This window comes from Pseudomonas sp. Irchel 3E19 (genome assembly GCF_900187585.1).
Classification (GTDB): Bacteria; Pseudomonadota; Gammaproteobacteria; order Pseudomonadales; family Pseudomonadaceae; genus Aquipseudomonas; species Aquipseudomonas baetica.
This window is the reverse complement of record NZ_FYDT01000038.1, coordinates 1-20068: the sequence shown is the minus strand read 5'-3', so window position 1 is coordinate 20068 and position 20068 is coordinate 1. Positions and strand designations below refer to the sequence as shown.

Annotated in this window: 23 protein-coding genes; 7 read left to right on the top strand and 16 right to left on the bottom strand. The window is 59.5% G+C overall.

Annotated features, from left to right (window positions below; all coding sequences use genetic code 11):
* Positions 1–8: 8 nt before the first annotated feature.
* The 11 genes from CKW18_RS21320 to CKW18_RS21270 all read right to left on the bottom strand — a co-directional run bounded on the left by CKW18_RS21320 (position 9) and on the right by CKW18_RS21270 (position 9673).
* Positions 9–500 (bottom strand): DUF2878 domain-containing protein, encoded by a 492-nt coding sequence (locus CKW18_RS21320; RefSeq protein WP_095190612.1) that lies wholly within the window; start codon positions 498–500, stop codon positions 9–11.
* Positions 493–1764 carry a cyclopropane-fatty-acyl-phospholipid synthase family protein gene (locus CKW18_RS21315; RefSeq protein WP_095190611.1) on the bottom strand — a complete coding sequence of 424 codons (1272 nt, stop codon included), beginning with the start codon at positions 1762–1764 and terminating at the stop codon, positions 493–495. Before CKW18_RS21315 ends, CKW18_RS21320 begins: the two co-directional genes overlap by 8 nt.
* Complete coding sequence (locus CKW18_RS21310; RefSeq protein WP_095190610.1) at positions 1751–2566, bottom strand: DUF1365 domain-containing protein; 816 nt, start codon at positions 2564–2566, stop codon at positions 1751–1753. The genes CKW18_RS21315 and CKW18_RS21310 overlap by 14 nt, the downstream gene beginning before the upstream one ends.
* Positions 2563–3810: an NAD(P)/FAD-dependent oxidoreductase gene (locus tag CKW18_RS21305; protein ID WP_095190609.1), complete on the bottom strand. Its 1248-nt coding sequence runs from the start codon at positions 3808–3810 to the stop codon at positions 2563–2565. Before CKW18_RS21305 ends, CKW18_RS21310 begins: the two co-directional genes overlap by 4 nt.
* A complete protein-coding gene (locus CKW18_RS21300) occupies positions 3807–4589 on the bottom strand; it encodes an SDR family oxidoreductase (RefSeq protein ID WP_095190608.1) in 783 nt (260 codons plus the stop codon). The genes CKW18_RS21305 and CKW18_RS21300 overlap by 4 nt, the downstream gene beginning before the upstream one ends.
* The gene (locus tag CKW18_RS21295; protein ID WP_095190607.1) at positions 4586–5008 is read right to left on the bottom strand and encodes a nuclear transport factor 2 family protein; all 423 of its coding nucleotides are present in this window, start codon (positions 5006–5008) and stop codon (positions 4586–4588) included. Before CKW18_RS21295 ends, CKW18_RS21300 begins: the two co-directional genes overlap by 4 nt.
* Positions 5001–6446, bottom strand: coding sequence for a deoxyribodipyrimidine photo-lyase (gene phrB / locus CKW18_RS21290; protein WP_170947298.1), 1446 nt, complete (start codon positions 6444–6446; stop codon positions 5001–5003). The genes CKW18_RS21295 and phrB overlap by 8 nt, the downstream gene beginning before the upstream one ends.
* A 20-nt stretch (positions 6447–6466) precedes the next feature.
* The gene (locus tag CKW18_RS21285) at positions 6467–7408 is read right to left on the bottom strand and encodes a MerR family transcriptional regulator (RefSeq protein WP_095190605.1); all 942 of its coding nucleotides are present in this window, start codon (positions 7406–7408) and stop codon (positions 6467–6469) included.
* A complete protein-coding gene (locus CKW18_RS21280) occupies positions 7408–8370 on the bottom strand; it encodes a DUF523 and DUF1722 domain-containing protein (RefSeq protein ID WP_095190604.1) in 963 nt (320 codons plus the stop codon). The genes CKW18_RS21285 and CKW18_RS21280 overlap by 1 nt, the downstream gene beginning before the upstream one ends.
* 101 nt (positions 8371–8471) lie before the next feature.
* A complete protein-coding gene (locus tag CKW18_RS21275; protein WP_095190603.1) occupies positions 8472–8690 on the bottom strand; it encodes a TIGR02450 family Trp-rich protein in 219 nt (72 codons plus the stop codon).
* The gene (locus CKW18_RS21270; RefSeq protein WP_095190602.1) at positions 8687–9673 is read right to left on the bottom strand and encodes an NAD(P)/FAD-dependent oxidoreductase; all 987 of its coding nucleotides are present in this window, start codon (positions 9671–9673) and stop codon (positions 8687–8689) included. Before CKW18_RS21270 ends, CKW18_RS21275 begins: the two co-directional genes overlap by 4 nt.
* 197 nt (positions 9674–9870) lie before the next feature.
* Between CKW18_RS21270 and CKW18_RS21265 the strand changes: the two genes are divergently transcribed.
* Together CKW18_RS21265 and hemH are read left to right on the top strand one after the other, a co-directional pair.
* Entirely contained in the window at positions 9871–10773 is a 903-nt protein-coding gene (locus tag CKW18_RS21265; RefSeq protein WP_095190601.1) for a TIGR01777 family oxidoreductase, read from the top strand.
* Between the two features lie 13 nt (positions 10774–10786).
* Positions 10787–11812, top strand: a complete 1026-nt coding sequence (gene hemH, locus CKW18_RS21260; RefSeq protein WP_095190600.1) for a ferrochelatase — start codon at positions 10787–10789, stop codon at positions 11810–11812.
* A 121-nt stretch (positions 11813–11933) separates the two neighbouring features.
* Here hemH and CKW18_RS21255 read toward each other — a convergent pair whose 3' ends face one another.
* Together CKW18_RS21255 and upp are read right to left on the bottom strand one after the other, a co-directional pair.
* Positions 11934–13208, bottom strand: coding sequence for a uracil-xanthine permease family protein (locus tag CKW18_RS21255; protein ID WP_095190599.1), 1275 nt, complete (start codon positions 13206–13208; stop codon positions 11934–11936).
* A 2-nt stretch (positions 13209–13210) separates the two neighbouring features.
* Positions 13211–13849 carry a uracil phosphoribosyltransferase gene (gene upp, locus CKW18_RS21250; RefSeq protein ID WP_007912842.1) on the bottom strand — a complete coding sequence of 213 codons (639 nt, stop codon included), beginning with the start codon at positions 13847–13849 and terminating at the stop codon, positions 13211–13213.
* 175 nt (positions 13850–14024) lie between these two features.
* Between upp and CKW18_RS21245 the strand changes: the two genes are divergently transcribed.
* The 3 genes from CKW18_RS21245 (at position 14025) to CKW18_RS21235 (ending at position 15604) form a co-directional block, all read left to right on the top strand.
* Positions 14025–14582, top strand: a complete 558-nt coding sequence (locus CKW18_RS21245) for a hypoxanthine-guanine phosphoribosyltransferase (RefSeq protein WP_016987197.1) — start codon at positions 14025–14027, stop codon at positions 14580–14582.
* 192 nt (positions 14583–14774) lie between these two features.
* Positions 14775–15254: a hypothetical protein gene (locus CKW18_RS21240; protein ID WP_095190598.1), complete on the top strand. Its 480-nt coding sequence runs from the start codon at positions 14775–14777 to the stop codon at positions 15252–15254.
* 62 nt (positions 15255–15316) lie between these two features.
* Entirely contained in the window at positions 15317–15604 is a 288-nt protein-coding gene (locus tag CKW18_RS21235) for a PA4642 family protein (RefSeq protein ID WP_095190597.1), read from the top strand.
* 160 nt (positions 15605–15764) lie between these two features.
* On the opposite strand, the gene mqo is transcribed toward CKW18_RS21235, so the two are convergent.
* Complete coding sequence (gene mqo / locus CKW18_RS21230) at positions 15765–17273, bottom strand: malate dehydrogenase (quinone) (protein ID WP_095190596.1); 1509 nt, start codon at positions 17271–17273, stop codon at positions 15765–15767.
* A 708-nt stretch (positions 17274–17981) separates the two neighbouring features.
* The gene (locus CKW18_RS21225) at positions 17982–18215 is read right to left on the bottom strand and encodes a hypothetical protein (RefSeq protein ID WP_095190595.1); all 234 of its coding nucleotides are present in this window, start codon (positions 18213–18215) and stop codon (positions 17982–17984) included.
* A gap of 205 nt (positions 18216–18420) precedes the next feature.
* Here CKW18_RS21225 and CKW18_RS21220 point away from each other — a divergent pair, with 205 nt between their 5' ends.
* Complete coding sequence (locus CKW18_RS21220) at positions 18421–19005, top strand: YajG family lipoprotein (protein WP_095190594.1); 585 nt, start codon at positions 18421–18423, stop codon at positions 19003–19005.
* A 190-nt stretch (positions 19006–19195) separates the two neighbouring features.
* Here CKW18_RS21220 and CKW18_RS21215 read toward each other — a convergent pair whose 3' ends face one another.
* Complete coding sequence (locus tag CKW18_RS21215; protein ID WP_047296561.1) at positions 19196–19402, bottom strand: hypothetical protein; 207 nt, start codon at positions 19400–19402, stop codon at positions 19196–19198.
* A 191-nt stretch (positions 19403–19593) separates the two neighbouring features.
* Between CKW18_RS21215 and CKW18_RS21210 the strand changes: the two genes are divergently transcribed.
* Positions 19594–19872, top strand: a complete 279-nt coding sequence (locus CKW18_RS21210) for a hypothetical protein (RefSeq protein ID WP_095190593.1) — start codon at positions 19594–19596, stop codon at positions 19870–19872.
* Positions 19873–20068: the final 196 nt, after the last annotated feature.

The window sequence follows — 20068 nt, the reverse complement described above, 5'->3', positions numbered from 1 at the left end:
ACGGACGCTCAGTGGCTCAGGCGTCGCGCCATGCTGTGTAACAACGGAAACAGCAGTGCCCAAAGCAGGCCGATGCCGATCAGGGTCGGTAATTCGCCGTAGGGAAATTGCACCCCGGCCAGTCGTCCGCCGCCGTAGTACGACAATGCGCCGCCGACAGCGCCCAGTGCGGTGGCCAGCCACCATGGCCGTGCAGTCCACGCAAGGCAGTGACGCAGGGTCGTGGCGAGCAAGGCCCAGAGCAGCATCAGCCACAGCGGAATCAATGGTGACTGATCCTGGAACTCAAACACGCCAAGACCACGCAAAACGCTGTCCACCGCCGTACCGACCAGCACCACGCAGAGAATCAAGCGACCTTCAGCCGCCCAACTGCTGATCCAGCGCAGATGAATCACCAGCACCGCCAGCGCCAGCAGCAGCCACAAACTGTTGCCGCCGAGCACACAGACCAGCCAGCCGATCTGGAACAACACGGCATTAGCGATCCGCTCAAGCATCGAAGCGGCCGAGCAGCGGCGCGGGCATGGCGGCCGGTTTGGCCAGCAACAACTGCGCGGTGCCGATGGTGCGTTCGAGGAAGCCGCCCTCGCAGTAGCACAGGTAAAACTCCCACAGCCTGAGGAAATAATCGTCGTAGCCCAGCTCGCTCAAGCGACTATGGGCGCGGCGAAAATTCTCGTGCCACAGGCGCAGGGTTTTTGCGTAATGCAGGCCGAAGTCTTCCATGTGCAGCAGGTTCATATCGGTGTCGCGGCTGACCACCTCGAGCATCTTCTGCACAGAGGGCAGGGCGCCGCCGGGGAAGATGTAGCGCTGGATGAAATCGACGCTGCGTTTGGCCTGCTCGTAGCGCTGTTCGCGAATGGTGATTGCCTGAATCAACATCAGGCCGTTGCTTTTGAGCAGGTGTGCACATTGTTTGAAGTAGGTCGGCAGGAAGCGATGGCCGACCGCTTCGATCATTTCGATCGACACCAGTTTGTCGTACTCGCCGGTGAGGTCGCGGTAGTCCTTGAGCAACAAGGTGACTTGATCCTGCAAGCCCAGTTGTTCGATGCGTTTTGCGGTGAACGCGTACTGCTCTTTCGACAATGTGGTGGTGGTCACGCGGCAGCCATAATTCTGCGCGGCATAGAGCGCCATGCTGCCCCAACCGGTGCCGATTTCCAGCAGGTGATCCTCAGGCTTGAGCGCGAGCTTCTGGCAGATGCGCTCCAGTTTGTTCAGTTGCGCTTGTTCCAGACTGTCTTCGGCGGTGAGGAACTGCGCCGCCGAATACATCATGGTTGGGTCGAGAAATTGTTCGAACAGATCGTTGCCGAGGTCGTAGTGCGCCGCGATGTTTTTCTGCGAACCCTTGCGCGTATTGCGATTGAGCCGGTGCAAGCCTTGCACCAGCGGCCGGCCGAGACGGGCAAGGCCGCCCTCCATCGCATCGAGTACGTCGAGGTTGCTGACAAACACTCGCACCACGGCGGTCAGGTCGGGCGAACTCCAGTAACCGTGGATGAAGGCCTCGCCAGCACCGATCGAACCGCTGCTGGCGACCATGCCCCAGACCGCCGGATCCTGGATATGGATTTCCCCAAGCAGTGCACTGCCGGGATTGCCGAACAGCAGGTGCTCGCCCTCTTCGACGACCCGCAGATGCCCGTTTCTGAGCTGACCCAGTTGGCGCAACACGCCACGGCGCAGGAGCGAGCCGGTCAGGCCGTTGGTGCTGAACAGATTGGCTTTGGCCGAGACGCTAGAGGATTTCATGGCGGCGCTCCTTGGGAAGCACGGTGGCGGTTTGAAAGCTGCCGTCAGCAGCCTTGTGAGGGAAGATCGGTGCACGCTTGAGCAACAGGCGCAGCGCCTGCCAGTAAATCGCCAGAGCCGTTTTTGCCGTCATCCATGGAAAGCGCCGCAAATAGCGATGCAAGTTGGCGCGGTCGAGTTTTTCGCGTTTCAGGCTGAGGGTGGCATCGAACAGTTTGTGTTCGCCCTGCCAGTCCGCCATGTGCACGCCGAGGCTTTGCGCGGCGGGGCTGAAACTCATGCGGTATTCCAGATCGCGCGGCAGAAATGGCGAAACGTGAAAGGCTTTGGCCACAGCGAAGTGTTGATGGAAGTCGTGCACGTTCGCCGGGGGCCGGGCAGGCAATACGTAGTGATAACGCTCGCGCCACGGCGTGTTGGTCACTTCGCAAAGGATTGCCGCCAGTTGCCCGTCAGCCTCATGACAATAAAAGAAACTCACGGGATTGAATGCCAGGCCCCAACTGCGCGGCTGGGTCAGCAGGCAGATCGAACCTTGTGGTTCATGCCCGATAGCCTCGGCGACCCGCTGGCGTACCGCATCGATAAGACGGACGCCGCGCCCGGTGAAGGCTTTCAGGTAGTCGGTCTCGCGAAACGAGAACGGCGCGAACCGGCTGTGTCCCGCCAATGGCGATAGCCCGAGCACCGTGTCCTGCTCGGCCAGATCCAGATACAGCAGACCGATCCGGTAGCGGAATTCGTGCCGGCGCGGCGAGAAACGCCGATGGCCGATCCAGCCGCTGTAAAGGGCGCTGTTCATAAGGTTTCCCCGAACGCGGCGGCCACGCGCAAACCGCTGACCACGCCGTCTTCGTGAAAACCGTTGGCCCAGTAGGCGCCGCAATAATGGGTGTTCTGCACGCCGTCCAGTTCGGCCCAGCGATTTTGCGCGGCTACGGCAGCGAGGCTGAATTGCGGGTGGGCGTAGGTGTATCTGGCGAGCACCTTCAACGGACTGATGCCGGCACTCTGGTTGAGGCTGACGCAGAAAGTGGTGTCGCTCTCGATCCCTTGCAGGATGTTCATGTCGTAAGTGACGGCCGCGTGGGTAGGGCCGGCACCGCTCAAGCGGTAATTCCAACTGGCCCAGGCGAGTTTGCGTGTCGGCAACAGACGCGTATCGGTGTGCAACACGACTTCGTTGTCGGCGTAGGGCAGGGCGCCGAGAATCGCCCGTTCGGCGTCGCTCGGGGTCGCCAGCAGGTGCAAGGCCTGATCGCTGTGGCAGGCAAACACCACTTTGTCGAAATGCTCGATGCCCGCCGGGCTGTGGATAACTACGCCGTGTGCGTCGCGATCGACCCGGGTCACCGGGCAATTCAGGCGAATCCGGTCCCTGAAAGTGGCGGTCAGTGGTTCGATATAGGCGCTGGAGCCCCCTTCGATAACCTGCCACTGCGGGCGATCACTGACTGACAGCAGCCCGTGATTCTTGAAGAAGCGCACAAAGAACTTCAGCGGAAAATTGAGCATCTCGGCCATCGGCATCGACCAGATCGCCGAGCCCATCGGCACGATGTAATGCAGGATGAAGCGCTCGCCGTAACCGCCGGCCTTGAGGTAGTCATCGAGGGTGGTGTCGTCGGCGATCCGTTGGCCGGCCAGGTCGCGCTGGGCTTCTTTGTTGAAGCGCAGGATGTCGCGCAGCATGCCCCAGAATCCCGGCGAAAACAGATTGCTGCGCTGGGCAAACAGGCTGTTGAGGTTGTTGCCGTTGTACTCCAGGCCAGTGTCCGGATCGGTCACCGAAAAGCTCATCTCGGTCGGTTTGAACGGCACGCCGAGCTGGCCGAGCAGACGAATGAAGTTCGGGTAAGTCCAGTCGTTGAATACGATGAACCCGGTGTCCACCGCGTATTGGCGATCATCGACCGTCACCTGCACGGTGTGGGTGTGGCCACCGATCCAGTCGCTGGCCTCAAACACCGTGACTTCATGTCGGCGATTGAGCAGGTAGGCGCAGGTCAGCCCTGCGATCCCGCTGCCGATAATGGCGATTTTCATGCCGGATCTCGCAGTGGCGGTTGTTTACGCACCATGCGTTTGCCAATCGCCAGTTGCAGGCGCGCAGGCATTTTCGACAAGGGCCACAGCGCCGCAATGAACAACGCCGGGAAAGCGATTTCCAGTGGGCGATCCTTGAGTTTGGCGAAGATGTGCCGGGCGGCTTTATCCACAGGCCAGCTCAGAGGCATCGGGAAATCGTTCCTGGCGGTTAACGGGGTCTCGACAAAACCCGGGCTGACCACGGTGACTTCAATGCCTTCATCCGCCAGATCAATACGCAACGATTCGAACAGATAGCGCAGGCCAGCCTTCGATGCACCATAGGCTTCGGCCCTTGGCAGCGGCATGTAAGTCACCGAACTTGCGACCCCTACCAGATGCGGCGCCGTGCCTTTGCGCAGTAACGGCAGGGCGGCTTCGATGCAGTAAGCGCTGGCGAGCAGATTGGTGCGCACCACGTGTTCGACGATGGAGGAATCGAATTGCCGGGCATCGACATATTCACAGGTGCCGGCGTTGAGGATCACCGTGTCCAGTGAGCCCCAGTCCTCGCTGATCTGCTGGCCGATTTCCCGCACGGTCTGGCTGTTGGTCAGATCACCCGGTACCACCAGCACTTGTCCGGGATAACGTTGCGACAATACTTTGAGCGGGGCGATCTGACGGGAGCTAACGGCCAGATGCGCGCCGGTTTTCAGAATCTCTTCAGCCAGTGCCGCACCGATGCCACTGCTGGCACCGGTCAGCCAATAACGCCGTGGAGGTGTACGACTCATCCCATTCTCCTTTTCAGCCAGGCGATCACCCGGCCCAATACTGGCAAGTGTTCATACAGCAATGCCCCGGCATCGAAATAATCCCGGTGGCGATAAACCTTGTCGCGCCAAAGCAGATGCGAGCAGCCGCCGACGCGGATCTCCCGGCCACTGGCCAAGCGCGGGTGGCGATAACTCATGACCCAGCGCAGGTAGCCTTCACCCTCGCCGATCTGATCGAAACCGTGGAAGTCGAAATGCAGCTCACTGACGTTGGCATAAAGTTCACCAAAGTAACTGCGCAATTGCGCGAGTCCCTGAACTTCATGCAGCGGATCAGTGAAATGAACGTCTTCGCTGTACAGCTCGCCCAGGCGGTGCAGGTTGTCTTTGTTCAACCCGGAAAATTGCCGGGCGAAGCTGCGCAGGAATTCACTCATGATCGACTCCGGCCGGTTGCCGGGACGGCAGATTCTTGAACGCAGTCAGCGCCCGTTCCCGCGAAGCGCTCAGGTTGACGATGGGCTGTGGATAGTCCGCGACGCCGAACAGGCCACCGGCACTGGCCGGGTTATGCACTTCCTTTTTGTTCAGATTGGCCAGCTCAGGCAGCCAGTGCTTGATGAACAGACCTTCGCTGTCGAATTTTTCCGACTGGCTCAGCGGGTTGAAAATGCGGAAGTACGGCGCCGAATCAGTGCCGGTTGACGAACTCCATTGCCAGCCACCGTTGTTCGCCGCCAGATCCCCGTCGATCAGATGGCGCATGAAAAAGCGTTCGCCTTCACGCCAGTCGATCAGCAGGTTCTTGGTCAGGAACATCGCCACCACCATGCGCAGGCGATTGTGCATCCAGCCGGTTTCGAGCAGTTGGCGCATGGCGGCATCGATGATCGGCAGGCCGGTGCGCGCTTCTTGCCACGCGGCGAGTTCGTCCGGCGCGTTGCGCCAGGCCAGCGCTTCGGTCTCTGGACGAAATGCGCGATGGCGCGAGACTCGTGGATAACCCACCAGAATGTGTTTGTAGAATTCGCGCCACAGCAGCTCATTGATCCAGGTGACAGCGCCGACCTTGCCGCTTTCGAATTCACCCTGATTGCTTTGCAACGCGGCGTGCAGACATTGGCGTGGCGAGATCACGCCAGCGGCCAGATACGCCGAAAGCTGACTGGTGCCGGGCTTGGCCGGAAAGTCGCGCTCGTTCTTGTAGTAATCGATTTGTGCGTCGGCAAACGTGTCGAGACGGCGCCTGGCTTGCTGTTCGCCGGCGGGCCAGAGGGCGCGCAGCGATTCGCTCGGAGTGGCAAAACCTTTGACGGATGCCGGAACCGGATCACTGTCGATGGCCTGCGGCGACTGTTTGCCGGGTGCTTTCACCAGCGCCGGCATCGAGCGATGCAGGCGTTCATAGCAGACCTTGCGGAACTGGCTGAACACCTGAAAGTAGGTACCGGTTTTGGTCAGCACCGTGCCAGGCTTGAACAGCAACTGATCAAGGTAGCTGTGAAATTCGATGCCCTCGGCCTGCAATGCCTTGGCCACCGCGGCATCGCGGCGGCTTTCGTGGATGCCATATTCCTCGTTGACGTGCAGCGCTTCGATGTTCAGTTGTCGACAAAGCTTGAGCAGTTCCGTCGGCGCCTGATCCCAATGCGTTGCAGTGCGAATCAACAATGGAATGTTCAGTTGGCCGAGACTTTTGCTCAGTTCGCCGAGATTGCGCAGCCAGAAGTCGACCTTGCACGGGGCGTCGTCGTGTTCCTGCCATTGCTGGGGGCTCAACAGATACACGGCGACCGTCGGGCCGCGGGCAGCGGCGGCCGCGAGGGCGGTGTTGTCATGTTGGCGCAGGTCGCTGCGCAGCCAGATCAATTGCATGTCGGTCTTCACTGAGTTCATTAAATCAGCCCACGCTCGACGAGCACCTGATGCGCCGAAAGCGGATCTTCAGCCAGGTACAAATCAGCCATTTCGGTAGTTCTTACGGACAACTCGGCGTGGTGGATGCACACCGTTGGTCCGGCAATCATTTTTGAGCATTCGACACCCGCCAAAAGTTTCGGCAACTGCCCGACTTGCATGGCTTTGCTGGAATACAGCAGTACGCCACGGGCTTGCAGATGCTCGACCGCCAGTGCCAGTTCTCCGGCCGGCAGCGGCCAGTCAAACACTTGCACCGGGCAATCGGCGCTACTGATCAGCCACGCGCATAGCCACAGATGAGGTTCCAGTGGCAGGTCGGAATGATTGATCAGCAACAGAGGAGCGGCGTGCAATTGACGATTGTTATGGTAGATGCGTGCGCCGAATTTGCTGCGCAACCACGAATAAAAAAACACTCGCTCCATCTGCGCGCCGAACTGGCCCTGCCAACGCTGTTCGAGTTCGGCCAGCAGCGGCATCAGTAATTGCTCGCACAGCGTGCGTGGTGGATAGAGCGCCATGGCTTGATTGACGCTGTCTTCGACGGCGCGTTCGTCAAGCTGGGTGACGGCCGTCAGGAGGATGTGGTGCAACCGTTGCCAGTCGTTTTCCACCGTTTCGCTGAAGGCTTGTGGCGTGTCGAGCAGCGGCTTGACCTGACTGACCGCAACCCCACGGTTGAGCCAGGTGAGGATGGTCAGAATGCGTTGCACATGATCGGCCGAATACAGCCGATGGCCCTTGGGTGTGCGTTGCGGGATGACCAGTCCATAGCGACGTTCCCACGCGCGCAGCGTGATCGCATTGACGCCGGTCTGGCGCGCCACTTCACGAATCGGCAGCCAGCCTTCGTCGAGGGCTTTCTTGAAGTCGGCGCCGAGGTCTTCCTGGGCGCTTGAGTCGGTTTTTTCGTTCATTAGATAGCGTTTCGCAGGCTGAGATTTTCCGGGTGCGGTTGCAGGTAGACCTGCTGCGCAATGTACGGGTCCGGATGGAGGCGAAAGTGATGTTTGAGCAGCGTCAGCGGCACCACCAGCGGCACGATGCCGTGGCGATACTGGCCGATGACGTGCTGCATTTCCTGTTTGTCTTCGGCAGTGATGACCTGCTTCAGGTAACCGCTGATGTGCTGCAAGACATTGCTGTGGGTGCGCCGGGTTGCGCACTTTTTCAACGCCGCCATCAGCTCGCTGAAGTAGCGCGGGCCGAGTTCGGCCGGGTCGGTGTGGCCCATGTTGCCGAGCATGTTGCCCAGCGTTTTGTATTGCACCGGGTTGTGCGCCATCAGCAGGTATTTGTAGCGCGAGTGAAATTCTGTGAGAACGCGCCGGCTCAGGCCTTCGGCAAGCACCTGCTGCCATTCGCTGTAGGCGAGCACGCGGGTAATGAAGTTTTCCCGCAGTACCGGGTCGTTCAAGCGACCGGCTTCTTCCACCGGCAAGTCGGGGTGCCGGGCACAGAAAGCCTGGGCGTAGATGCCACGTCCGCCGCCGTTCACTGGCGCGCCGTTGGCGCCATAGACCTTGACCCGTTCCAGCCCGCAGGACGGCGATTGCTGCATGAAGATGTAGCCGCAGATGTCATTGAGTTCGCCAGCCATTTTCTCGCCGTATTCGGCCAGTGGCGCGGTGACGTTGATCGTCGGGTTGACGGTGCCGATGGCTTCGGGGCTTTCTGTGTCGCCGACCAGACGAATCGGCTCGCGGGGAATCCCCAGGCCGATAGCGACTTCCGGGCAGACCGGGACGAATTCGAAATGTTCTGCGAGCGTGCGGCTGCACAGTCGCGATTCCTTGTGTCCGCCGTTGTAGCGCACCTCGGCGCCCAGCAGGCAGGCGCTGATGGCTATCTTTGGTTTGAGCGCAGAAGGTTCGGACATGAGCACCTCGAATCTATTCCTGTACACAGAGTTATCTCTGTACAACTTTTCTTTAGCATAGATTCAGTGGTGTACAAGTCAAATAATTTGTATAAGTTTTCCTACATGAGCCAGCCGATTTTCCACTGCTCGTTGTTCTGCAGCGTCTGCCAATCGAGCCGCTCGCTACGTTTGGTCAGCACCGCCTGCAACTCAACCTCAAGCACTGTGCCTTCCTCATCGCGGATCAGTTCGGTGACCAGAAAGTGCTTTTCGCGGTTTTTCGGATGGGCTGCTGTCCATTTCGACAGCAGCAGTTTTTGCGGATTTATGCGGTTCATTGCAGATGTTCGTGCAAGCGACGTGCGGCTTCCTGACCGCTGAGCCAAGCGCCCTCGACTCGACCGGACAGGCACCAGTCGCCGCAGGCGTACAGGCCCAGATCGGCATCCGCTAACGTGCCCCATTCGTGGCCGGTTGCCGGACGGGCGTAAAGCCAGCGGTGGGCGAGGCTGAAGGTCGGAGCGGGCATGGCGCTGTGCAGCAGTTCGGCGAAGGCACCGTGCAGTTGCTCGATCACGGCTTCCTTGGGCAGATCGATGTGCTGGCGGCTCCACGCACTGGTGGCGTGCAGCACCCAAGTGTCGAGGGTGTTGTCGCGTCCGGGTTTGCTGCGGTTGCGCGCCAGCCAGTCGAGTGGGCTGTCCTGCACGAAGCAGCCTTCGATAGGCGTATCCAAAGGTGTGTCGAAGGCGAGGGCAACGGCCCAGGTCGGGTCCATTTTCACCCCGGCGGCGGCGCCGGCAAGTTTCGGCGCAGCGGCCAGCAATGCGGTGGCTTGCGGCGCTGGCGTGGCGATCACCACATGGCTGAAGGGGCCGTGGGTGAAGCCTTCAGCGTCTTGCAGGTGCCAGTGTTCTTCGCCGCGAAAGACCTCGGTGATCCGGCAGGCGAAATGCACTTCCAGACCGTCGAGCAAGCCGCGGGTGATCGCGCTCATGCGCGGCGCGCCGACCCAGCGGGTTTGCTCGTCCGGCGACAGGTTCAATTGTCCACCCTGGAAGGTGTAGAGCTGTGGCGTCCACTCGGCAACCCAGCCCTGACTTTGCCAGCGCTGAACCTCGGTGACGAAACGTCGATCGCGCGCCGTAAAATATTGCGCGCCCATGTCCAGCGAACCGGCGTCGCTGCGTTTGCTCGACATGCGACCACCGCTGCCGCGGCTTTTATCGAACAATTGGACGGTGTGCCCGGTCTCTGTCAGAGCCTGAGCGGCCGAGAGTCCGGCGATGCCGGTGCCGATGATTGCGATAGGTACAGTCATAGGGGCCTCGTTTACCTTTCTGTACAGACTACGCCGTGGATAAAACCTGTACAATATTGTTTTTTGGTATAACTTCTAGCGTTCTCGTTCTGACAGCTTGGCCTATGGTTAAACAATAGAGCTTGCCCGTCCGAAAAGATCCCTGCTTATAAAAATAGACTAGTGATCCGGGTAAAACGCCACGCGAGGAAGAAGTCATGCACATATTGCTGACCGGCGGTACTGGTTTGATAGGACGTCAGCTCTGCCGGCATTGGTCGGCGCAGGGCCATCGTTTGACGGTCTGGAGCCGACGCCCGGAAAAAGTCGCAAAAATCTGTGGCGCGCAAGTGCGTGGTATCGCGCGACTGGAAGACTTGGGCGATGAATTCGTTGACGCCATTGTCAATCTTGCGGGCGCGCCGATTGCCGACCGACTCTGGACGCACCGCCGCAAAGCGTTGCTGTGGAGCAGCCGCATCAAGCTCACCGAAACGCTGTTGGCGTGGCTCGAAACCCGAGCGCAAAAGCCGTCTGTGCTGATCTCTGGATCGGCCATTGGCTGGTACGGCGACGGCGGTGAGCGCGAACTGACCGAAGAGTCGCCACCGGTGATCGACGATTTCGCCAGCCAGTTGTGTATCGCCTGGGAAGAAACCGCCCTGCGCGCAGAGTCGCTGGGGATGCGCGTGGTGCTGGTGCGAACAGGGCTGGTGCTGTCGGCCGAGGGCGGCTTTTTGTCGCGGTTGCTGCTGCCGTTCAAGCTTGGGCTGGGCGGGCCTTTGGGCAATGGTCGGCAGTGGATGCCATGGATTCATATCGACGATCAAATCGCCCTGATTGATTTTCTTCTGCACCGCGATCAGGCGAGCGGTCCTTATAATGCCTGCGCGCCGAAACCTGTGCGCAATCGTGAATTTGCCAAGACGCTGGGCAGCGTGTTGCACCGCCCGGCGTTCATGCCGATGCCGACCCTGGCGCTGAAGGTCGGTTTGGGCGAGATGTCTCTGTTGTTGCTGGGCGGCCAAAAGGCCATGCCCGTACGCTTGCTGGAAGCGGGTTTCTCTTTCCAGTTCACGGATTTACGCGCGGCTCTGGACGATCTCTCCAGCCGCCTCTGAAATAGGACGTTGCATGACCGATCACGCCTTGCTTCTGGTCAACCTGGGTTCCCCGGCCTCCACCTCGGTGGCCGATGTGCGCAGCTACCTCAATCAATTCCTGATGGACCCCTACGTGATCGACCTGCCGTGGCCGGTGCGGCGTTTGCTGGTGTCGTTGATCCTGATCAAACGGCCCGAGCAGTCGGCCCACGCCTATGCCTCGATCTGGTGGGAAGAGGGTTCGCCGCTGGTGGTGCTCAGCCGTCGCCTGCAAGCGCAGATGAAGGCGCAGTGGAAGCATGGCCCGGTCGACTTGGCCATGCGTTACGGCGAGCCTTCAATCGAAACGTGCCTGACAAGACTGGTAGCAGCGGGGCACAAGCGCATCACGCTGGCGCCGCTGTATCCACAGTTCGCCGACAGCACGACCACCACGGTGATCGAAGAGGCCAAGCGTGTCATTCGCGCGAAGAATCTCGGTGTGCAGTTGTCGATCCTGCAACCGTTCCACGATCAGCCGGAATACCTTGACGCCCTGGTGGCCAGTGCCAAGCCGCATTTGCAGCAGGATTACGATCACTTGTTGCTGAGTTTCCACGGTTTGCCGGAACGGCATCTGACCAAGCTCGACCCGACCGGCGATCACTGCTTCAAAAATGAAAACTGCTGCAAGAATGCATCGCCTGCAGTGTTGGCCACTTGTTATCGCGCGCAATGCTTGCGCACGGCGGCGTTGTTTGCCGAGCGCATGGGCTTGCCGGAGGGTAAATGGTCAGTGTCGTTTCAGTCGCGCCTGGGCCGAGCGAAGTGGATTGAACCCTACACCGAAGCGCGGCTGGATGAACTGGCGAAAAGCGGCGTGAAGAAGATTCTGGTGATGTGCCCGGCGTTCGTCGCCGACTGCATCGAAACGCTGGAGGAGATCGGTGATCGCGGCAAGGAGCAGTTCCGCGAAGCGGGGGGCGAGGAGTTGGTGCTGGTGCCGTGCCTCAATGACGACCCGCAATGGGCGAAGGCGTTGGCCACTCTTTGCGAAAGAGCGCCGTTGGCCCTTTAAAGCCAAAAGCTAGTGATCGTTCCCACGCTCTGCGTGGGAATGCCTCTAGGGACGCTCTGCGTCCAGTGACGCGGAGCGTCACGGGCTGCATTCCCACGCAGAGCGTGGGAACGATCAGGCCTTAGATCAGCGGCTCATCCGCCTTCTTGTTCTTCCAGCCATCATTGCCCGGCAGAATCAGGTTCAGCGCAATCGCCACCACCGCACACAGCGCGATGCCTTTGAGGCCGAAGTCGTCGGGCCCGGTGCCGGTGCCGACCAGCACACCGCCAATCCCGAACACCAGCGTCACCGAAACGATCACCAGGTTGCGTGCTTCGCCCAGATCGATCTTGTGACGGATCAGGGTGTTCATCCCCACCGCGGCGATCGAACCGAACAGCAGGCACAGAATCCCGCCCATCACCGGTACCGGAATGCTTTGCAGCAACGCGCCGAACTTGCCGACGAACGCCAGGCTGATGGCGAAGATCGCCGCCCAGGTCATGATTTTCGGGTTGTAGTTCTTGGTCAGCATCACCGCGCCCGTCACTTCGGCGTAGGTAGTGTTCGGTGGGCCGCCGAACAAGCCGGCGGCGGTGGTGGCAATGCCGTCACCGAGCAGGGTGCGATGCAGGCCTGGCTTCTTCAGATAGTCGCGACCGGTCACGCTGCCGACGGCAATCACGCCTCCGATGTGTTCAATGGCCGGAGCCAATGCCACCGGGACGATGAACAGAATCGCCTGCCAGTTGAATTCCGGCGCGGTGAAGTGCGGAATCGCAAACCATGGCGCAGCGGCAATCTTCGCGGTATCAACGACACCGAAATAGAACGCCATACCAAAACCGACCAGCACGCCGGAAATGATCGGCACCAGACGGAAAATGCCTTTACCGAACACGGCGACGATCAACGTGGTCAGCAATGCGGGCATCGAGATCATCATTGCGGTCTGGTAATGGATCAGCTCCGAACCATCACCAGCCTTGCCCATCGCCATGTTCGCGGCAATCGGCGCCATGGCCAGGCCGATGGAGATAATCACCGGGCCAATCACCACCGGCGGCAGCAGACGGTCGATGAAGCCAGTGCCTTTGATCTTCACGGCCAGACCGAGGAAGGTGTAGACAAAGCCGGCCGCCATCACGCCGCCCATGGTCGCGGCCAGACCGAACTGGCCCTTGGCGAGAATGATCGGGGTGATGAAAGCGAAGCTCGACGCCAGAAACACCGGCACCTGACGGCCGGTGACGATCTGGAACAGAATCGTGCCCAGACCCGCGGTAAACAGTGCCACGTTCGGGTCAAGGCCCGTGATCAGCGGCATCAGCACCAAAGCGCCGAAAGCCACGAACAGCATCTGCGCGCCGGACAGCACCGTGCGCCAGAGCGGATCGTTGAACTCTTGCTGCATGCTCACGCGTCCTTCTGCTTGGTGCCGAAGATCTTGTCACCGGCGTCGCCAAGTCCAGGGATGATGTAACCGTGTTCGTTCAAACGCTCATCAATGGACGCGGTGTAGATGGTCACGTCCGGGTGAGCCTTTTCTACGGCAGCAATGCCTTCCGGCGCGGCAACCAGCACCATCGCACGGATGTCTTTACAGCCGGCTTTCTTCAGCAGGTCGATGGTCGCAACCATGGAGCTGCCGGTGGCGAGCATCGGGTCGATGATCATGGCCAGGCGTTCGTCGATTTCCGGAACCAGTTTTTCCAGATAAGTGTGTGCTTGCAGGGTTTCTTCGTTGCGGGCAACGCCCACAGCGGAAACCTTGGCACCCGGGATCAGGCTCAGCACGCCTTCGAGCATGCCGATACCGGCGCGCAGGATCGGCACGACGGTGATCTTCTTGCCGGCGATTTTCTCGACCGACACGGTGCCGCACCAACCTGCGATATCGTAGGATTCGAGCGGCAAATCTTTTGTAGCTTCATAGGTCAACAGTGCGCCGACTTCCTGAGCGAGCTCGCGGAAATTCTTGGTGCTGATGTCAGCGCGGCGCATCAGGCCGAGTTTATGACGGATCAGCGGATGGCGGATCTCGAGGATGGGCATAGGAAAGGCTCCGGCGGCGGGCAAAAAAACCGGCCTAGATTAATCTATCCGAGGGTGATGTCCTATAGGACATTGAGTACGTTAGTCCATAAAGGCTTGATTCGGCCGTGCGAGATGCGTACCTTTGCCCGCTTTTCGCAGCCATACCCCCACCCATCACCCCCCGGAGAGCGCCATGTCCGCTGATCTCGAGCATATCCGTCAAATCATGCGAGAGGCTGACTGCCTGTACACCGAGTCTGAAGTCGAGGCTGCCATCGCTCGCGTCGGTGCACAAATCAACGAACAACTGGCCGACAGCAATCCTGTGGTGTTCTGCGTGATGAACGGCGGCCTGATTTTCTCCGGCAAACTGCTGACTCATCTGCAATTCCCGCTGGAAGCGTCTTACTTGCACGCGACCCGTTATCGCAATGAAACCAGCGGCGGCGACCTGTTCTGGAAAGCCAAGCCGGAAGTCTCGTTCATCGACCGTGACGTGCTGATCATCGACGACATCCTCGACGAAGGTCACACCCTGGGCGCGATCATCGACTTCTGCAAACACGCTGGCGCGCGCAAAGTGCACACCGCCGTGCTGATCGACAAGGACCACGACCGCAAGGCGCGTCCTGACCTGAAAGCCGATTTCGTCGGCCTGCCGTGCATCGACCGTTACATCTTCGGTTACGGCATGGACTACAAGGGTTACTGGCGCAACGCCAACGGGATCTTTGCCGTTAAAGGCATGTAAGACCCCCGCGCTATCCCCTGTGGGAGCGAGCCTGCTCGCGAAAGCGATCTTTCATTCAGCATAAGTGTTGAATGTGAAATTGCCTTCGTCGGAACGCCGCCCGGAGCAAGCCCGCTCCCACCGTTGTTTTGTGTGTGCTGATCCATCTGTGATACCCATGCTAGAGTGCTCGGCCCCTCCCCGGAGCCTGTCATGAGCCTCTTGATCCGCAGCTTTGCCGCCCTGTTGCTGACCCTCAGCCTGCCTCTGTCCGCCGCCCCGATGCACAGCCAGTTCCTGCCGCCGGACGATCTGACCCTGCGCGATGCCGAGCCCGAGCATCAGCAACTGCTGCAAGTCACCGATTATTCAGTAGTGGTGGGCGCGCAACGCCAGTCCAACCAGCAGCCGATTCCGGTCACCTCGTCACTGTTAATCCGTCTCAAAGGCAAGTCCCTGAACAAGGGCGCGACGATCAATCAGGTGCTGGTCAGTTTCGATGGCGAAAGCAAAAGTCTGAAGAAACCGGTGTATGACGACAAAGGTAAAACCCTGACGCTGTTTTATCCTTTGGCGCAGTACCGCGTGGTGATCGATTTGCTGCGCAATGACACTGTCTATGTGCAATTCCTCAGCTACGCCAACGGCCATATCTGGGCTGATTTGCACACCGGTAGCGTGCGCGCGCGTTGAGCGCGGCGGCGGGGCAGGGGTAAACTGCCCGCCCGTGAAATGTCTGCGAGCTGGAGTCGGCAATGCGTAAAGATAAGAAACAAGTGATTGGTGACGAGATCGGCGATGAGCAGATCAAGCTGTTCCTCGATTTTGAACCGGTCGACGCCACCTCGCCGTCGCTGCACAAACTGGTCAAGGCCTACCGTGGCCTGCGGATTGATGACTTTGAGCGGTTTCTGGGCTTCTTCGTTGCGGCTGGCTACGACGTCGATGGCAAGGACGAACAGGGCAAGACCTTCGTTGAGCTGATCGCCGATCAGCGTAACGCCCCGGAATACATCGAGCTGATCGAAAAGTCCCGCGGTTAAGGTCGAAAGACAAGGTCAAAAGATCGTAGCCTGCGGCAGCTCCTACATGGGATTTATGGTGACCCTGTAGGAGCTGCCGAAGGCTGCGATCTTTTGCTTTTCAAGGCCATAAAAAACGCCCCGCACTCACTGAGTACGGGGCGTTTTTTATGCCGCAAGATCAAGCGTAGCTTGGGGTCTCGCTGTTTTCTTCAACCAGTTCCAGCGCGATGTTGTTCTGCGCGTTGATCTTGCGATACAGCGCAGCATCGGTTTCCAGCACCTTTTCACGGGCCGGGAAGATTTCCGCCAGTTTGCCGGCCCACTCGCCCTTGGCCTTGCCCGGGAAGCACTTCTCGATCAGCTCGAGCATGATCGAAACGGTCACCGAGGCACCCGGCGATGCGCCGAGCAGGGCGGCAAGAGAGCCGTCCTTCGCAGCGACCAGTTCGGTACCGAATTGCAGGATGCCGCCTTTTTTCGGGTCTTTCTTGATGATCTGCACCCGTTGGCCGGCGACTTCCAGGCGCCAGTCTTCGGCTTTCGCCTCAGGGTAGAAGCGGCGCAGGGATTCCAGACGCTGCTCCATCGACTGCATCACTTCGCTGACCAGGTACTTGGTCAGGTCCATGTTGTTTTTCGCCACGGCCAGCATCGGGCCGATGTTGCCGGCGCGAACCGACATCGGCAGGTCCATGAAGGAGCCGTGCTTGAGGAACTTGGTGGTGAAACCAGCGTATGGTCCGAACAGCAGGGATTTCTTGCCATCGACCACGCGGGTGTCCAGGTGCGGCACCGACATCGGTGGCGAACCCACGGCTGCCTGGCTGTAAACCTTGGCCTGATGGTGTTTGACCACTTCCGGGTTGTCGCAACGCAGCCACTGGCCGCTGATCGGGAAGCCGCCGAAGCCTTTGCTTTCTTCGATGCCCGAAGCCTGCAGCAATGGCAGGGCTGCGCCACCGGCGCCGAGGAAGACGAATTTGGCATCGACTTCACGGCTGCTGCCGCTGTTGACGTCCTTGATGCTGACGGTCCAGCCGCTGCCGTTACGCTTGAGGCCAGTGACGCGCTTGCAGTATTTGACCTGGGTGTCGGGTGCGCTGGTCAGGTGCTTGAGCAACTGATTGGTCAGGGCGCCGAAGTTGACGTCGGTGCCGTTCATCACGCGGGTTGCGGCGAGTACTTCGTCCGGCGAGCGGCCCGGCATCATCAGCGGCATCCACTCGGCCATCTTGGCTTTGTCTTCGGTATATTCCATGTCGGAGAAAGCGTGGTGCTTGCTCAACACGTCGAAGCGGTCCTTGAGGAAGGAAACGCCTTTGTCGCCCTGGACGAAACTCAGGTGTGGCACCGGGCTGATAAAGGATTTGCACGAGCCGAAGGTGCCTTTTTTGGTCAGGTACGACCAGAACTGCTTGGACACTTCGAACTGGGTGTTGATGTGCACGGCTTTTTTGATGTCGACGCTGCCGTCGGCAGCCTGCGGCGTGTAGTTCAGCTCGCACAGGCCGGCGTGGCCGGTACCGGCATTGTTCCACGGGTTGGAACTCTCCGCCGCGCCGGAATCCATCAGCTCGACAACTTCCAGCTTGATCGCCGGATCGAGCTCTTTGAGCAGCACGGCAAGGGTGGCACTCATGATGCCGGCCCCAACCAGTACTACGTCGACTGCTTCGTTATGCGCCATTTAACGCGTCTCCAAAATCTGCAGCACCAAATTGTCGGCATGGCTGCCAGGCGTTCCGGGGCAGGTCAGTGATGCCCCAGGTAACGGTGGTCAGGTTCGCCATGTCCGAATCTTCGCAATTTTTCGCAACTTCGACGGATGCAGGCGGCCTGGCTTCGAGGGTTCAATGAACTCATTTCTGCGCAAGGCTGGCAATTCGACTTATGGTCGAGACATCCGTTTTGTGCAACCAAATCCGTAGCGGACAGGCTTCAGGCTCCGATATTCGAGGTGTACCCGGTCCTGTGTCGTTGGGCTGTTTCAGACGCTAATGGTGCATGTTCAGACGCAAAACTATTCATTTGCTCGCCACACTCTTGTGAAGTTGTGAAAACCCGTTTTTTTCACGCTCTTTTGAAGACGTGAACCTCAAAAAAGGGCTGTCGAAGCCTGGCACCGTGCCCGCAAGGGCAAAACAACTCGGTGGCAGAGCGTAATGACAGCTCTGCAGATTCGCGAAAAGCGGGGGTTTTGCCGGAAGAACAGGCAAGCACGCCAACTTCACTCGATCTGTGTGGGCGGCTCTCTGTGGGCGATTTGGGTGTCGAATGCATGCGCATTGACGCTGTTGCGGGGCCCGATCAGGAGACGTCCTTATAATCGGGGGGAGATTGTATCGAAGAAATGCGCGGAGTTGGTTGTGTTTAATGACTTTTATTAGGCATCCGGTCAGATGCTCAGCTGCACCTGTGCCCGTGCGCGCATTTGTCGCGGTACGACCCTGGCACTGGCGGGCAACGGCTGGTGTAACCAGTTAAGGCGAATTTCTTCGATTTCGACCCAGCCGTCACCCATGGGCTGCAGACTGCACTGCTTGAACGCCTGGCAGTGGCCGTTGCGGTCAAGCAAGGCGAAGCTGCGATGCAGCGGACGTGGGGAGAACAACGAGATCAGATAACGCATGGCCGAGTACCTTGTTGGAGGACTGGATTGAAGGTTGCCAGCAGGCCGTGACGTGAAAGTGAATGGGCGGTGACGAATGTGTGACAGGAACCGCGTTCTCCCGGTTTTGTCAGACATTTCAGTATTCACCGCGGGATGCTGGTTACCCGCAGTGGCCCACCGCTATACTGCCGGCCTGTTTGTGCCTGATTCTGGAGAGAAGAGCATGTTGCAACGCCTGTTGTTCGGTTTGATCACTGTGGCCGGTTTGACCCTGGCCGGCTGCGCCCACAGCCCGCAACAACTGAGTCCGGAGCCGAAGCTGACCACGCAACTGGCCGCGGTCGGCCGCGGTCAGCCGGTGGTGGTGCGTGTGGTTGACGGTCGTCCGTCGCCAACCCTGGGCACCCGTGGCGGTCTGTACCCGGAAACCAGCGCCATCACCGTACAACGCGAGCAGATCCTGCCGAAACTGCAGGCTCAGGCCGAAGCTGCTGTGCGCCTGCTCGGGTTCACCCCGACCAACAACGCGCCGAATGCTCCGCAACTGACCGTGACCCTGGCCGAGCTGAAGTACCAGTCGCCGAAAGAGGGCATGTACGTGACTGAAGCGACCATCGGCGCGACCTTCCGCTCCGACGTACAGAATGCCAACCGTCGCTACAGCGGCCGTTACGGCGCTTCGCTGGACCAGCGTTTCGGCATGGCGCCTAATCAGGAAACCAACACCAAACTGGTCAGCGATGTATTGAGCGATGCGCTGACGCGTCTGTTCAAGGATCCGACTGTGGGTCAGGTGCTTGCTGAGTAAGCCTTTCGGCAGATGCAAAAAAGCCCGGTGCCAGCAATGGCTCCGGGCTTTTTTGTGAGTGCATGTTTTGAACCTTGCACAAATCCCCTGTGGGAGCGAGCTTGCTCGCGAAAGCGCTGGATCAGTCAATCTGGAAGTCGACTGACACTCAGTCTTCGGGAGCAAGCCCCCTCCCACAGTGAGCGGTGGGTCAGGCCGCTTGTGAGTAGAAATCGAGCACGCTGACGCCGGTCAGCAAGTCGGTTTCGGGTAAATCCGCATGCTGATGCCCGCCCAGCGCGCAATACACCAGCCAATGGCGATCCTGAACATTGAAGGCAAGGCTGCCGACGAGGCTTTGTTGTTCGTCGCTCGGGGTGATGAGGTAAAGACGATCCTGGTTTTCAGCGTGCAGCATGTCGCGTTCCATGTGTGTTTCGAGGCGCGCATGGTCGCCGATGTAGATGACGAAGCCGTGACACAGGGCAGCCATCGGTCGATTGTCACGTTATTTGTCGTAAAGGGGAGGCGGCCTCGGCAGGTTTCGGTAGAATCCGGGCGCGGTCGTCGGTCTGGCGCCTGCCACACCGATTACGTTTGAGGTCTGTGATGTCGCTGCATTTGATGACGCTGTTTACTGCCCATCCCGCCAAATTGATCAACCTGTTGGCCTTGCTGCTGGCCTTCCCGGGCAGTTGGCTGCTGCACGCGACTCGCCGCCGTGAGCAACGCGCAATGGCCAGTATTGCCGCCCAGCGCCAGGCGCAACCGAACGCCGAGCCGATTCTCGATTGGGCAACGTTGCGCATGAACCGGTTTTTCTACCGCTTCGGCTTTGCCTGCCTGGGGCTGGCACTGCTCATTTCGTGGGTCAGCACCCGCTTCTGATGATTTTCGGCAAAAAAAACGGCGCCCCGAGGGCTAATGCCAGTCAGTTAAGCTGACTGGCATTTTTGTTTTTGATCGGATACTTCGGCGATTTGAGCCTGATTGCCCGAGGATAAATGCGCTCCTCGCGTCGATGTGGCAGGACATAATGCGGGGCTGAGGCATGCAACTCTGCGAGATATTTGGGGATGTTCCC

Coding starts and splice junctions, on each gene's coding strand:
- CKW18_RS21320 (WP_095190612.1), bottom strand. CDS start 500: ATGCTTGAGCGGATCGCTAATGCCGTGTTGTTCCAGATCGGCTGGCTG.
- hemH (WP_095190600.1), top strand. CDS start 10,787: ATGACCGATCACGCCTTGCTTCTGGTCAACCTGGGTTCCCCGGCCTCC.
- CKW18_RS21245 (WP_016987197.1), top strand. CDS start 14,025: ATGTCCGCTGATCTCGAGCATATCCGTCAAATCATGCGAGAGGCTGAC.
- CKW18_RS21305 (WP_095190609.1), bottom strand. CDS start 3,810: ATGAAAATCGCCATTATCGGCAGCGGGATCGCAGGGCTGACCTGCGCC.
- CKW18_RS21295 (WP_095190607.1), bottom strand. CDS start 5,008: ATGAGTGAATTCCTGCGCAGCTTCGCCCGGCAATTTTCCGGGTTGAAC.
- CKW18_RS21220 (WP_095190594.1), top strand. CDS start 18,421: ATGTTGCAACGCCTGTTGTTCGGTTTGATCACTGTGGCCGGTTTGACC.
- upp (WP_007912842.1), bottom strand. CDS start 13,849: ATGCCCATCCTCGAGATCCGCCATCCGCTGATCCGTCATAAACTCGGC.
- CKW18_RS21280 (WP_095190604.1), bottom strand. CDS start 8,370: ATGTCCGAACCTTCTGCGCTCAAACCAAAGATAGCCATCAGCGCCTGC.
- CKW18_RS21210 (WP_095190593.1), top strand. CDS start 19,594: ATGTCGCTGCATTTGATGACGCTGTTTACTGCCCATCCCGCCAAATTG.
- CKW18_RS21235 (WP_095190597.1), top strand. CDS start 15,317: ATGCGTAAAGATAAGAAACAAGTGATTGGTGACGAGATCGGCGATGAG.
- phrB (WP_170947298.1), bottom strand. CDS start 6,446: ATGCAATTGATCTGGCTGCGCAGCGACCTGCGCCAACATGACAACACC.
- CKW18_RS21285 (WP_095190605.1), bottom strand. CDS start 7,408: ATGAACGAAAAAACCGACTCAAGCGCCCAGGAAGACCTCGGCGCCGAC.
- CKW18_RS21215 (WP_047296561.1), bottom strand. CDS start 19,402: ATGCTGCACGCTGAAAACCAGGATCGTCTTTACCTCATCACCCCGAGC.
- mqo (WP_095190596.1), bottom strand. CDS start 17,273: ATGGCGCATAACGAAGCAGTCGACGTAGTACTGGTTGGGGCCGGCATC.
- CKW18_RS21265 (WP_095190601.1), top strand. CDS start 9,871: ATGCACATATTGCTGACCGGCGGTACTGGTTTGATAGGACGTCAGCTC.
- CKW18_RS21310 (WP_095190610.1), bottom strand. CDS start 2,566: ATGAACAGCGCCCTTTACAGCGGCTGGATCGGCCATCGGCGTTTCTCG.
- CKW18_RS21315 (WP_095190611.1), bottom strand. CDS start 1,764: ATGAAATCCTCTAGCGTCTCGGCCAAAGCCAATCTGTTCAGCACCAAC.
- CKW18_RS21225 (WP_095190595.1), bottom strand. CDS start 18,215: ATGCGTTATCTGATCTCGTTGTTCTCCCCACGTCCGCTGCATCGCAGC.
- CKW18_RS21275 (WP_095190603.1), bottom strand. CDS start 8,690: ATGAACCGCATAAATCCGCAAAAACTGCTGCTGTCGAAATGGACAGCA.
- CKW18_RS21240 (WP_095190598.1), top strand. CDS start 14,775: ATGAGCCTCTTGATCCGCAGCTTTGCCGCCCTGTTGCTGACCCTCAGC.
- CKW18_RS21300 (WP_095190608.1), bottom strand. CDS start 4,589: ATGAGTCGTACACCTCCACGGCGTTATTGGCTGACCGGTGCCAGCAGT.
- CKW18_RS21270 (WP_095190602.1), bottom strand. CDS start 9,673: ATGACTGTACCTATCGCAATCATCGGCACCGGCATCGCCGGACTCTCG.
- CKW18_RS21255 (WP_095190599.1), bottom strand. CDS start 13,208: ATGCAGCAAGAGTTCAACGATCCGCTCTGGCGCACGGTGCTGTCCGGC.